Annotated in this window: 10 protein-coding genes; 1 reads left to right on the forward strand and 9 read right to left on the reverse strand. The window is 64.2% G+C overall.

The features are described 5' to 3' along the window. The first annotated feature begins 67 nt into the window (after positions 1-67). Complete coding sequence (locus E5K00_RS04040) at positions 68-694, forward strand: beta/alpha barrel domain-containing protein (protein ID WP_135461944.1); 627 nt, start codon at positions 68-70, stop codon at positions 692-694. A 19-nt stretch (positions 695-713) separates the two neighbouring features. On the opposite strand, the gene E5K00_RS04045 is transcribed toward E5K00_RS04040, so the two are convergent. The 9 genes from E5K00_RS04045 to E5K00_RS04085 form a co-directional block, all read right to left on the reverse strand. After that, a complete protein-coding gene (locus E5K00_RS04045) occupies positions 714-1,553 on the reverse strand; it encodes a maleylpyruvate isomerase N-terminal domain-containing protein (protein ID WP_135461946.1) in 840 nt (279 codons plus the stop codon). 17 nt (positions 1,554-1,570) lie between these two features. After that, positions 1,571-2,233, reverse strand: coding sequence for a tRNA (guanosine(46)-N7)-methyltransferase TrmB (gene trmB, locus E5K00_RS04050; RefSeq protein ID WP_135461948.1), 663 nt, complete (start codon positions 2,231-2,233; stop codon positions 1,571-1,573). Further along, on the reverse strand, positions 2,220-3,554 hold the full coding sequence (locus E5K00_RS04055) for a bifunctional folylpolyglutamate synthase/dihydrofolate synthase (protein WP_135461950.1): 1,335 nt from the start codon (positions 3,552-3,554) through the stop codon (positions 2,220-2,222). Before E5K00_RS04055 ends, trmB begins: the two co-directional genes overlap by 14 nt. A 103-nt stretch (positions 3,555-3,657) precedes the next feature. After that, complete coding sequence (locus E5K00_RS04060; RefSeq protein WP_135461952.1) at positions 3,658-4,542, reverse strand: hypothetical protein; 885 nt, start codon at positions 4,540-4,542, stop codon at positions 3,658-3,660. Between the two features lie 196 nt (positions 4,543-4,738). After that, positions 4,739-5,149, reverse strand: coding sequence for an ExbD/TolR family protein (locus E5K00_RS04065; RefSeq protein ID WP_135461954.1), 411 nt, complete (start codon positions 5,147-5,149; stop codon positions 4,739-4,741). A 101-nt stretch (positions 5,150-5,250) separates the two neighbouring features. After that, entirely contained in the window at positions 5,251-5,964 is a 714-nt protein-coding gene (locus tag E5K00_RS04070) for a MotA/TolQ/ExbB proton channel family protein (protein WP_135461956.1), read from the reverse strand. Position 5,965: 1 nt separating this feature from the next. Beyond that, a complete protein-coding gene (locus tag E5K00_RS04075; protein WP_135461958.1) occupies positions 5,966-7,120 on the reverse strand; it encodes an HU domain-containing protein in 1,155 nt (384 codons plus the stop codon). Positions 7,121-7,278: 158 nt separating this feature from the next. Next, on the reverse strand, positions 7,279-8,979 hold the full coding sequence (locus E5K00_RS04080) for a TonB-dependent receptor (protein ID WP_135461960.1): 1,701 nt from the start codon (positions 8,977-8,979) through the stop codon (positions 7,279-7,281). Between the two features lie 92 nt (positions 8,980-9,071). Beyond that, positions 9,072-12,290: a tetratricopeptide repeat protein gene (locus E5K00_RS04085; RefSeq protein WP_135461962.1), complete on the reverse strand. Its 3,219-nt coding sequence runs from the start codon at positions 12,288-12,290 to the stop codon at positions 9,072-9,074. Positions 12,291-12,332: the final 42 nt, after the last annotated feature.

Consider the following 12,332-nt stretch of genomic DNA (forward strand, 5'->3'; position numbering starts at 1 on the left):
TGCCGAATATTACCGCCGCATCTTGCTTTTTTCCTGTTCGTTTCGCTTCCCTCCTGTTCGTTTCTCCATGCCTTTGATTACCTCCGTGCTTGTACGCGGCATCAATAACCTGTCGGACGCGCGCTACTGCGCCGGAATGGGGGCCGACTACCTGACGTTTCGCCTCGACCCGGCCCTGCCCGAGCACCTGGCCCCGGCCGTGGTGCAGGAGCTCAGCGGCTGGGTAGCCGGCGTGCAGCTCATTGGCGAGTTTGATTCGCTTTCTATTCCGGAAATCAACGAGCTGGTCGCCGCCTGCGGGCTGCACTACGTGCTGATGCACCGGCGCCGCACCCCCGAGGAGCTGGCCCAGCTCACGGTGCCGGCCCTGAAGCTGATTAAGTGGATTCCGGACATGCTGGCCGAGGACGTGGAAAAGCGCTTCCGCGACCAGCAGCCCCACGTGGCCGGCTTCGTACTGGCCGTGGCCCCGCCCGAGGGCCTCTCGCACATGCAGCGCACCGAACTCACCCAGCAGGCGCGCACCTACAAGCTGTGGCTGGGCACCAGCTTTGCCGCCCAGCAGCCCATCCGCCAGTTCGTGGAGGAAATTCAGCCCACCGGCATCGTGCTCGAAGGCGGCCAGGAAATCAAGCCCGGCCTGCGCGACTTCACCGAGCTGGAGGCCGTTTTCGAGGCGCTGGAAGAGGAATAAGCCCGCCCGGCAATTCGCCCTAGCCCATAACGGCAACCAATTCGAAGAACGGCTCACTCAGCCGTTCTTCGCCTTTACACTGCACCCAGCGCGCGGCCTGGTCCCGGGGCAGGCTTTTGGTGAACAGCCGCCAGGCCACGTTGCCTTCCAGCGTGACTTCGGCGGCCAGCGGCCCGGCGTAGTGCTGCCCCAGCTCCCAACGCCCGGACGCCGAGCGCCGCAGGTACCAGGTATCGGCGGCGGGACCGGTAACGGCAAAGGAAATGACCTGCCCGGGCTCGGCCCCGACGTGGCGGTAGTGGTGCGGCAGGGCCCGCAGGCAGGTACTGAGAAACGGGTGGTACAGCTCCCGCGTGAGCAAGGGCGGCTCCTGCCCCACGGCCTGCCGGATCTGCTGCTGGTGGTGCCACTTCTCGGTGTAGTCGCGGGCCACGTGAAACCAGTTGGCCGATACGGCTTCGCCCGCCCAGGCCACCGAAAACGGGGCCGGCGCCGCCGGGTCCAGGCTGGCCAGGTAGCGGTTGTACTCCGGCCCCGACACTTCCAGCAGCCACCGGATAACGGCCGGGCTCAGGCGGCGGCCCGCCACCACCCACTCGGCATTGAGCTGGTTGAGAAAGGCCACGATTTCCGGGTACGAGGTACCGGCCGGCTGCCCGCCAAAATGCCCGTCGCGCAGCATGGACAGGCTGCGCAGGTTGCCATCGAGCAGGTGCAGGGCCACGTCGCACACCTGCCAGCCCGGGGCCAGCGTGGGCCGCTCCCACTGCTCGGGGCGCAACGAGGCCAGCACCGTCAGCAGGTGCTGATCCAGCACGGGAAACAGGTGCGCGGTGCGTAGGGGCGGCAAAGGCTGCATGGCCGGTTGAGGCGTGATTAGCTCAGCTGAAACTGCAGGTACTTGATGGGAATGCCCTCGGCCCGGAAGCGCTTTTCGTAGTGAGTCTGGATGTCCTCGGCGTGGGGCAGCAGGTCGGGGGCGGCGTACAAATCCTTGGTGTGGGCCAGCACCGTGGTGCCGGGGCGCTGCTGCACGGTTTCGAGGGTATAGTCGAACAGGTCGCCGGCGTCGGTTTTGAGGTGGACCAGGCCGCCGGGGCGCAGAATCTGCTGGTAGAGGTCCAGGAAGCGCGGGGCCGTGAGGCGGCGCTTGGCGTCGCCCAGGCGGGGGCGCGGGTCGGGAAACGTAATCCAGATTTCACTGAGCTCCCCGGGGCCGAACTGCTCGAGCAGATCCAGGGCCCGCATGCGCACGAAGCCCACGTTGCCCAGGCCCTGCTCCTGGGCCCGGGTGCTGCCAATCCAGATCCGGTCGCCTTTGATGTCGAGGCCCAGGAAATTGCGCTCGGGGTAGCGGGCGGCCAGCCCCACGGTGTAGTCGCCCTTGCCGCAGCCCACTTCCAGGGTAATAGGGTGCTCGTTCCGGAAAAAATCCGTTTGCCAGCGGCCTTTCAGCTGCTGGTAGGTGGGCTTGCCCGGCTCTACGATATCGGTTCGCTCGGCATTTTCCGAGAAGCGCTTCAGTTTAATTCGACCCATTTGATTGGTTACTCTGCAAATACAACTCTTCAATTTCAGCCACCACAAACGTGCTGCCCCCGATAAAAATCACGTCGGGGGGCGCGGCGGCGGCGCGGGCAGCGGCCACGGCGGCGGGCACGGGCCCCAGCACCGTACCGCGCAACCCCAGCGCGGCGGCGCGCGCGGCCAGCTCTTCGGCCGGCAACGCCCGCGGAATGTTGGCCTGGCAAAAGTAATAGGTTGCCGCCGTTGGCAGCAACGCCAGCATCCTGGTCACGTCCTTGTCGTTGACCACGCCCAGCACGATATGCAGCCGCTGGTAGGGCAAGCGGGCCAGCTGCCCGGTGATAAAGCGGATGCCGGCCTCGTTGTGCCCCGTGTCGCAGATCATCAGGGGCTGCCGGCCCAGAATGGTCCAGCGGCCCCTAAAGCCGGTCAGGCGGCGCACGTCGCGCAGGCCCTCGCGCACGGCAGCTTCGGGAATAAGCCAGCCCTGCCGGCGCAGCTCGTCGAGCACGGCCAGCACGCCCGGCACGTTCAGGCGCTGGTAGTCGCCCACCAGGCCCACGTCCAGCCGCTGGCTTTCGCCCGTGCCCAGGTGGGTTACCAGCAGCGGCTGGGTTTCGTCGTCCGGCGCGGGCGTCGCCGCCAGGCTGGTTTGGTAGAGTCCGTCGGCGAAGAGCAGCGGAGCCCCCACTTCCCGGGCTTTCTGCGCAAATACTTCCTGCACCTCCGGCTGGGTCTGGCTGACGACGACCGGCACGCCGGGCTTGATGATGCCCGCTTTTTCGGCCGCAATCAGCGGCAGCGTGTCGCCCAGCAGGTTCTGGTGGTCGAAGCTGATGTTGGTAATCAGCGACACCAGCGGGGTGATGATGTTGGTGGAATCGAGGCGGCCGCCGAGGCCGACTTCCACCACGGCAATATCCACCTGCTGCTCGGCGAAATAGGAATAGGCCAGGGCTACGCACATCTCGAAGAAGGACGGCTGCACCTGTTCGAACAAGGGCCGCCACCGCGCCACCCAGCGCACCAGGTAGTCGGGGTCCAGGTCCTGGCCGTTGAGCTTGATGCGCTCGGTAAACTCCCGCAGGTGGGGCGAGGTGTAGAGGCCTACCTTGTAGCCGGCGGCCTGCAGCACGGCGGCCAGCAGGTTGGAGCTGCTGCCCTTGCCGTTGGTACCAGCCACGTGCACGGCCCTGAATTGCCGCTCGGGGTGGCCCATGGCCTCGGCCAGCGCCAGCGTGTTGCCCAGCCCACTCTTAAAGCCGGCCGCGCCCACGCGCTGAAACATCGGGAGCTGGTCGTAGAGGTAGGCTAAGGTTTCGGCGTAGGTCATGCGAGAGAAAAGAAAGGTCGGCGGCGGGGTTCACAGTGCAAAAGAAAACCGCCGGCCGGAATAATCCGACCGGCGGGTCCCGATTGCTGCGTAATAGCCGAGCTTAGCGCACCGTAATCCTGAAGGTGTAAAAGCCGGTGGCGCCCCCGGCGGCCGAGCTGGTCCGGCGGAAGTCGGCGTTTTCCAGCGCGTCGCGGCACACTTTCTCCTGGGCCGGCGTCACGTTGCCCGACACCTTGGTCACGGACTCCACTTCGCCGTCGGAGTTAATCTTGATTTTGAAGCGGACAAAGCCCGAGGTGTTGTCCAGGGCGGGGGCATCGGGCTTGGAAACGAAGGCCCAGCCGGCCATTTCCAGGCCGCCCGAACCCGGGCTCAGGCCGCTGCCGCCGCTGCCGGGCTGCCCGTAGAGGGCCTTGGCGTCGAGCGAGCCGTTGGGGTTGCCCTGGTCGCCCACGGCGCCGGCTTTGTCGCCGTTGTTGTTGCCAGTGGCTGCGGTGCTGGTCCCGTTTTCGCCGTTACCGCCGCCGTTGGCGCTGCCTTTTGGGGTGTAGAGCGTGCGGGGCTTCTCCACGGGCTTGGGCACTTCCTTTACCTCTTCTTTCTTGGGCGCGGGCTTCTCCACGGGCGGCACGCTCACCGGGCTTTCCTCGGCCTCGCTGGTCACGATTTTATCCTCGGAGGCCTGCTGGGGCACGGGCTCGGCGGCCTGCTGCACGGGCCGGGGCTCGGGGTCGGGTGAGGACGCGGGCGGGCGGCTGTCTTCTCGGTTCGGCGACTCGTTGGCCAGGGCCTTGCTCTGAATGTCGCCCGAGCCGGCCTCGTCGATGCCGTAGTTCAGCTCCACCCCGTCGCCGCCCAGGCCCAGCAGCGGCGGGTCGGGGCCCTTGAAGACGGTAAAGACGAACAGCCCGATAAGCAGCGCGTGGACGACCACCGTGCCAATAATTGCCTCCCGGCGGTGCTGTTCGCGGTATTCGATGGGCATTGGTGGTTTTTCGTTAGTGGGTTTCGGTTTTTGGCCGCTGTTGCCGCAGTCAACACGATTTGGGCAAGCAGTATTCCAAAAACCAGGCGCAACGTCAGCGTTGGCAATACGCTAAAATACAAAATGTGGGCAATGTGCTAATGGCCACTGCTGCGCGGCACATTCCTCACATTCCCCACATTTCTCCCTTTAAAAATTACTTCCCGGCCGACTGCTGGGCCTGGGTGGCCATAACCATCTTCACCTTGAGGCGGTTGCCGATTTCGAGAATGTCGACCAGCTTCTGCACGTTCAGCGACGAGTCGACCCGCAGTACCACGGTGGGCGCCTCCAGGCCGGCAATGCGCTGCTGCAGGGCCGTTTCCAGGGTGGCGGCCGTTACGGGCTGCCGGTCGAGGAAGTACTGCCCGGCGGCATCCACCGAGATGTTGATGGTTTCCTTCATGACGGCCTTGCCCGAGCGGGCATTGGGCAGCATGAGCTTGATAACGTTGGGGTTGACCATGGTGCTCACGATCAGGAAGAACAGCATCAGAAAGAACATGATGTCGTTCATCGAGCTGGTCTCGACGTGCGAGGAGAGCTTACGGCGCCGGCTGAGGTCCATGCGGTGAATGAGTGAAATGGTGATTTAGTGAGTTTAGGATTTAGCAGTTTTTCTGCTCGGCAGAACATCAAACTCACTAAATCACTAAGTCGCTAACTCACTTAATTGTCCTGAAGAATGTCCATGAACTCGATGGCGGAGTTTTCCATGCGGAAAATCAGGCGCTCGACCATGATGCTGAGCCAGTGGTAGCCCACGTGGGCGATGATGCCGACGATGAGGCCGGCGGCCGAGGTCACCATCTTGGTGTAGAGACCACCCGAAATCTGGGCAATGCCGAAGTCGCCGGTGGTGGAAATGGCGTAGAAAATCTTGATTACCCCGATGATGGTGCCCACGAAGCCCAGCATAGGCGCAATGCCGGCAATAATGCCCAGGATGCTGATGTTCTTCTCGAGGCGGGCAATTTCGATTTTACCCACGTTTTCCACGCTGCTTTCAATGTCCTTCAGCGGCAACCCGATGCGGCGGATGCCTTTCTCCACCATGCGGGCCAAGGGCGAAGGGTTCTGGGCGCAGAGCATTTTGGCGCCCTGCAAGTCCCCTTTCACCATCAGCCCCCGGATACCGGCCATAAACGAGTCGGGATTCACGGCGGCCCGGCGGATGGTCAGGTACCGCTCAATGATGATGTAAATCGAGACGAACGAGAGCAGAAACAGCGGCACCATGATCCAGCCGCCCTTCAGAATCAAATCAATCAGGGAAAGGTCGCCGGTGGCGGCCGCCGCGTCGGCAGCCTGGTTTGCGGCAGTAGCAGCGGTATCGACGGTGGCAGTGGCAGCGGTGGTTACCTGCAGCAGAAAAGAGGTCATGCTAGTAGTTGAGTACCCAGAGAGAAGAGCCTAAGTGCTTGCGCAGCACCGGCAGTTGTTTTTGTGCTTCGGCCTTGGTGGCGTAGTCGATGGCCGAGAGGCGGAACTTGCGGCTGCCGGGCGCCGGCAGCACCACGCGGGCATTGCGGTGGCCGTGGTTGACCAGGGCCTGCCGGCCCTTTTCGGCGTGCGCCAGCGTGGTATAGGCGCCCACGATGACGTAGGCCCGGCCGGTGCGGGCTTTCACGGTAGTAGTCGGAACGCTGGCCGGCGCCACGGCCGGTTTGGCTACCGACGCGGCCACGGCCGGCTTGGTTGCAGCGGGGGCTTTGGCCACGGCGGGCTTGGCGGCTACGGGCTTGCGCACTGCTACGGCTTTGACCGGGTCCGTTGCGGCCGGGGCCGCTTTAACCGCCGGAGCTTCCATTACGGGCGTACGGGCCGGGGCCGCTTCGTTCCAGGAGTCGTTGGCCAGGGCGGCCTGCTGACGCGCCACGGGCTGGGCTTGCGTTTCCACCGGCGCGGTCTGCACGGTGGTCTGCTCCTGCTCCGAGGTTATTTTCCAGCTGTCGGGCAAGTAGCCCAGGCGGGAGGCAAACTGATAGTTGGCGGACAGAATCAGGCCGGCAATAACCAGCGTGGCGGCAATTCGGAACGTTTTCATCGCGCGGCGGGAACGGCTGACGGCTAAAAGGGGCGCGGCCTGCTGCCGGTCGCGGGCCAGCAGCGCATCGGTGGCCCGGATGGGGCGCGACACGAGCTCGGGCAGGCCGTAGCTGGCCGTGAGCAGGTTCTGGCTGCCAGTGTATTCAAAATCGAGGCCGCGGCCGGCCGCCTGGCGGAAAATGCCGATGCCGGGCAGCTCGGCGCGCTGGCTGGCTTCGAGCTCGGCCTGCAGCCGCCCCACGGCTTCGCGCACCAGCAGGCGGGCCTGGGCCGTGGTCAGGTTCAGGGAGCGGCTCAGGGCATCGACCAGCAGGCCGTCGTTGCGGGTCAAAGACTGGTTGAAGGCCACGCGCTTGGCCGGCGGGGCCAGGGTGTGGCGCACCGGGTGCACCTGGGCCGGGGCATAGTCGGCAATCAGGCCCCCGAAATCGGGAATGATAACGCAGTCGTGGTCCCGCAGCAGGGTACGGATGTGGTCGGAGAGCTGCATTGGCGGCAAGGATTAGGTAAAGTGAACCCGAGTGAAACCGGTAAGCATGCAAAAGACCTCCGGACCGTGGGCAGCGCCGCGGGGGCGGCAGTGCGGGCGACCTGGAGGCCTTGCGTGCTAGGGGCGGATCGGCGACTCGGGCATCAACTCAATTATGTTCAAAAATCATACGTTACGCCCGCCAGCAGGTTGAATCCTTTCACCGGATAGTTCAGGAAACGCTCATACTTGCGGCCCAGCAGGTTATTGCCTAGAGCAAATATGGACAGATTTTCCATAATACGGTAATCGGCCCGCAAGTTGAGGTCGACGACCGTGTCGGTGGGACGCACGATCTGGCCCACCTGTTTGCCATCGACGAGGCGGCGCGAGTAGCCCGAACCGTAGCTGGAGCTGTAGGTGTATAACTCGGCGCCCAGCAGCAGCTTATCGTACATGTTGTAGTTACCGAACAACGTCGTCTGCAGGGCCGGGCGGTGGAAGGCCTCGGCCAGGGTGCGGGTCTTGTAGCCGTTGTAATCGGCCTTGAAACCAAGGCGCACCTGCTCGGCGGCGTTGTAGAGAACTTCGCCGTGGACGTTGATCAGCTGGGTGGCCTTGCCGTCGTAGACCAGGTTGAACTTGGTCGAGTCGCGGGGGCTGTTGTTGTAGAAGTACAGGTTCCGGTCGTTCGACAGCGTCACCTTGGCATTCACCGACAGGGCCCGGGCCGGCGTCGAGTTGAAGCCGACGTAGACCGTGGGGCCGCGGCGGGTGTCGGCCACCTGCTGGTTGGGCGCCAGCCAGGGATTTTCGGTGGTCAAATCGTACATCGTCACGCGCTGCACGCCCCCGCCCAGGCCGGCAAAGACCACGAACTTATCTTCCGACACGGTGTAGCCCACCCGGATGGCCGGGTACACGTTGAACTGCGGGGCCCGCCGGATGGTGTCGCCGGTGTAGCCCAGCGTGGCCCCCACCGACAGGGCCAGCCGGTCCAGGGTCAGCTCGTAGGCGGGCGTCACCTGCACGTAGGGCCGGCTTACTTTCAGCGAATCCTTGTAGGAAATCAGCGACAGGTCGCCGTTGACGGCCACCCGGCTGTTCTCGCCGAGCGTGTAGCCCGAGCGCAGCGAGGCGTTGAAGTTGCTTTCACTGGCCTTGTAGTTGTCTTTCCAGTAGTTGAAGCCCACGCCGAAGTCGTACTGGAAGGGCGCGTCGGCGGCCTGGTTGCGGGCGTACAGCTTCACGGCGGCCCGGCTAAAGACCTGCTTGAGGCTGTCGGTGGGCGGCGGCAGGCGGCGGGTTTCGCGGTTGTAGCCGTAGAAGTTGTACCGCTCCCGGCCCAGGTCGAGCTTGGCGCCCAGGGTCATGGGGCCGTTGTAGGTTTCGCCGCTCAGGCCCAGGCTGGTTTGGCTGGAGCCCGAGTTTTTCTTGTCGACCGGCCCCGAGGACGAGGACAGGTGGCTGAAGTCGAGGCCGTAGCTGGCCGTTTCGCTGCGGGTGTTGTGCAGGTAGGCCTTGGCGTAGAGCGTGCCGTAGTTGCCGATGGCGCCTTTCAGGTAGTTGCCGGTTTGCGGGGCCAGCTCTTCCTGCTGAATCGAGAGCACCCGAATCGAGGGGTTGAGCCGGTCGGCGGGCAGCCGGAAATCGGGGTAGGTATAGGAAACCGGGCTGGTGGTTTTGGCCGGCGGGTCAATCTTGATTTTCTCGAAGTTGCGGGTGGCTTCGGGCAGCTGGTTTACCCGCTCCTTGACAATCTCAATTTCGGCGTCTTCAATCTTGCCGCCCGTTTTACCGGTCTTCTGGGCCCACGCCAGCGTGGGCGCGGCCGCGAGCAGCACGGCCAAAGGCAGCAGTTTGGAGGAAGGAAGGGTCATATGGTAAGGTCTTGGAGCCGGCCGGGGGCCGTAATAGCGCCCGGCCAGCTCAAATGGACTTCTGGATAAGGAAAAAGCACTGCCGCAGCGAGCTACTCGCTGCTGCCCGCGTCCGGGGTGGCCGTCGAATCGGCGGGCTGCGCCTGGGTGGGTTGCAGAGCGTTGCGGCCCGGCGTTTTGCCCTTGGTAGCCGGGGCTTTGGCCGGCGGCGTAGCTTTGCCGGTCGGTGCTTTCGCCGGCGGCGTCTTGGCCGGCGGCGGGGTTTTGCTACCGCCCGTGGCGCCGCCGCCGGGCTCGGCCGACAGCGCGGCCAGGCGCTGCTTGGCTCCTTCGATGACTTCGGCCACCGGGAATTTATTCTCGATGATGGAGTTCAGCGTGGCCTTGGCCTGGAAGGTTTCACCCTGGGCCGTGTAGATGTCGGCAATCAGCAAAAAGCCCCGGCCCTGCCACAGCTCGTAGTTCGAGGTGTTGGTTTTGTAAGCCGCGTCCAGGGCCTCGGGGTACTTTTTCTGCTGAAACAGCACGTCGGCCAGCAGGTACTGGGCCTCGGCCCCGGTTTCGTCGGCGGCGGTGGCGGCCGTGGTCAGCTCGGGCGTGGCCAGCTCGTAGTTGGCCATTTTGTAGCTGGCTTTGCCCAGATACAGGTTGGCCGCGTTGGTGGCGTTCAGCGAAGCGCCGCCCACGCTGCGCAGCTCCTCGGCCACGCGCCGGGTGCCGGCGTAGTCGCCGGTTTCGTAGAGGCTTTTCATCAGCCCGATGCCGGCGTTGGCCACCTCGCGCTTGTTCTGCGACACTTCCCGCAGGCGGGTGTAGTACTGAATGGCCTCGGGGTAGTTCTTGGCTTCAAACTCGAGGTCGGCGACGCGGCCGATGGCCCGGTTCAGGAACTCGCTCTTGCCTTCCGTTACCACGGCGCGCATGCGGGTCAGGCCGTCGGCCTTCTTGCCGGTCTTGATGTAGGAATCGGCCAGGAAATAGCGGCCGTCGGCGGCCAAGACATTGCTGGGGTACTGCTTCAGGTACGACTCCAGGCGGGTAATGGCCTGGGGGTACTTCTCGGCCAGGTACAAGGATTTAGCGGCCTCAAACTCGACGCTTTCGGTGGCCTTGCTCTCGGGGTTCTGCTGCTTAAACTGGGCCAGGTACTGGTCGAAGTCCTCCGTTTTGCCCGTGGCCGAGAGGCTTTCCTGCAGGCTGTAGATGGCGCTGCTGGCGGCCTTGGTGCGCGGGTACTGGTCGAGCACCTGCTTGAAGTCAGCAATGGCCTTGTCGTGCTGATTGAGGTTGGCATAGGCCACTCCGCGCTTCTGCAGGGCCTGGGGAATCAGCTGGCTGTTGGGCCGGTTGGTGATGAGCTTGGTGAAGCCGTCCACGGCGGGCTGGAAGTCGCCGGCCTCGAAGTCGAACTGGGCCTGCTGGTACACCGCGTCGTCGGCGTAGCGCGAGGTGGGCGAGGTTTTGAGCAGGGTGCTGAGCGTCTTGGTGGCCTCGTCGCGCCGGCCCATCAACCCCAGGGTCACGCTTTTCTGGTAGTAGGCGTAGTCCTTGTCGGCAGCGTTGGCGGCAATAACCTTGTCGTAGAGCTCCAGGGCCTGGGGGTAGCTTTTGCCCACGTAGTAGGTGTCGGCCACGCGCAGGGTCACGTCGTAGTAGTTCGGGTCGGTGGGCTTGGCAATCGGGTCGCTGAGGTAAGCCTGGAACTGGGTGCGGGCCGGGGCGTACTGCTGGGTGTTGTAGTAGGCGTAGCCCAGGCCGTAGCGGGCTTTCTGGTCGAAGTCGGTGTCGGCCGCCGAGCCGCTGCGGGCCGTGCGGGCCGCGGCGGTGTAGGCCTGAATGGCTTCGGGATACTTCTGCCCTACGCTATAGATTTCGCCCTTGAGCACCTGGGCCGCGGCCCGCAGCGCGTCGTCTTGTGGGTACTTCAGCGACTTATCAACCAGCGGCAGAGCCTGCGAGTACTGGTTATTGTTGTAGAAGGTGGCGGCCTGCAAATAGGTCACGCGCTGGTAGGTGGCGTTGAGCTTGGCGCTGCGGTCGTCGAGGCCTTCGAGGTAGCTGATGGCCTGGGTAAAGTCGCTGGAGTTGAGGAAACTCTCGCTCAGGATGTCGTCGGCGGCCGCCGCGTTCTTGGAGCGCGGAAACTTCTTGTTGAAGTCCTTCAGGGCCGTAATCACCTCCTGGGTGTTGCCCAGCTCGTAATTGATCTGGGCGTACTTGAGGGTGGCGTTTTCGGTGATGTTCTTGTCGAAGGCCGTTTTGCGGGCCGCGTCGAACGAGTTCAGGGCCTGCTGCTTCTGGCTGGTTTTGAGGTAGCTCAGGCCCAGGTGGTAGGCCGCGTTCTGGCCCAGCGAGTCGCGCTGGGCGGCCACGCCCTTCAGGCTGCCGATGGCGCCCGGGAAGTCGCCCATCTTGTAGTTGGAGTAGCCGATCTTGTACTGCACCCGGGGCTCGATCTTCTTGCGGCCGGCGGCGTACTTATCGAAGTACTCGGCGGCCTGCTTGAAGTCCTGCTTCTGGTAGAAGGCGTCGCCCACGAGCAGCTGAATTTCGTCGGCGCTCTGCGGGGGCGGCGTCTGGGCCAGGGCCTTGGTGCCGTAGCCGATCAGCCCGTCGAAGTCGCCCTCCTTGTAGTAGATCTGGCTCATAATGGCCGGCACCACGAGGCGGTAGGCGTCGTTCTGCTCGGCCACGCTTAGGTCCTGGCGGGCGGCGGCGTAGTCGCCGGCCCGGAAGGCCAGGTAGCCCGCGTAGTAGCTGCTGGCGTAGCGGTACTCGTGGTTGCCCTGCTTGTTGCGGTCAAACAGGAGCTTGGCCTTGTCGAACTCCTTTTGGGAAAAGTAGCTGTAGGCCAGCTTAAACTCGGCCTCGGCCCGCTGCTCGTTGCTGAGGTTGTCGGCCCCCACGCGCTGCAGGTAGTCGATACTTTTGGCGTAGTCCTTCTTGTCGAAGTAGAGCTTGCCGAGCTCAAAAAAGGCCTGGGCGGCTTTGGGGTGGGCCGGGTTGTGGGCCGCGAAGGCCAGCACCTGCCCTTCCGCGTCGGGATGAAACAGGTAGAGGCCACTGATGGCGCGGTAGTACTCCGCGTCGGTGGTCCGGTCGCGCAGCTCGCCGGTGCGGCGCTGGGTTTGGTCTAAGTAGCGCTGGAAGGCCTGCTGGGCGGCGCCGTACTTGCCGCGGTCAAAGAGTTCGAGGCCTTCCTGAAAGTATCGTTCGTCGGCGGTAAACACCTGGGTTTGCTGGGCGGAAGCCGCCAGCGGGGCCGCGGCGCTGAGCGAGGCGGCCAGCGCAATCCGGGGAAATATCTTCATTAACGGGGCGTTACGGGAAAAAGGGCGCTGCCGGCCCGGTAT

It is taken from the genome of Hymenobacter aquaticus (assembly GCF_004765605.1).
GTDB classification, from domain to species: Bacteria; Bacteroidota; Bacteroidia; order Cytophagales; family Hymenobacteraceae; genus Hymenobacter; species Hymenobacter aquaticus.

Coding starts and splice junctions, on each gene's coding strand:
- E5K00_RS04060 (WP_135461952.1), bottom strand. CDS start 4,542: ATGCCCATCGAATACCGCGAACAGCACCGCCGGGAGGCAATTATTGGC.
- E5K00_RS04045 (WP_135461946.1), bottom strand. CDS start 1,553: ATGCAGCCTTTGCCGCCCCTACGCACCGCGCACCTGTTTCCCGTGCTG.
- trmB (WP_135461948.1), bottom strand. CDS start 2,233: ATGGGTCGAATTAAACTGAAGCGCTTCTCGGAAAATGCCGAGCGAACC.
- E5K00_RS04075 (WP_135461958.1), bottom strand. CDS start 7,120: ATGCAGCTCTCCGACCACATCCGTACCCTGCTGCGGGACCACGACTGC.
- E5K00_RS04070 (WP_135461956.1), bottom strand. CDS start 5,964: ATGACCTCTTTTCTGCTGCAGGTAACCACCGCTGCCACTGCCACCGTC.
- E5K00_RS04085 (WP_135461962.1), bottom strand. CDS start 12,290: ATGAAGATATTTCCCCGGATTGCGCTGGCCGCCTCGCTCAGCGCCGCG.
- E5K00_RS04040 (WP_135461944.1), top strand. CDS start 68: ATGCCTTTGATTACCTCCGTGCTTGTACGCGGCATCAATAACCTGTCG.
- E5K00_RS04055 (WP_135461950.1), bottom strand. CDS start 3,554: ATGACCTACGCCGAAACCTTAGCCTACCTCTACGACCAGCTCCCGATG.
- E5K00_RS04065 (WP_135461954.1), bottom strand. CDS start 5,149: ATGGACCTCAGCCGGCGCCGTAAGCTCTCCTCGCACGTCGAGACCAGC.
- E5K00_RS04080 (WP_135461960.1), bottom strand. CDS start 8,979: ATGACCCTTCCTTCCTCCAAACTGCTGCCTTTGGCCGTGCTGCTCGCG.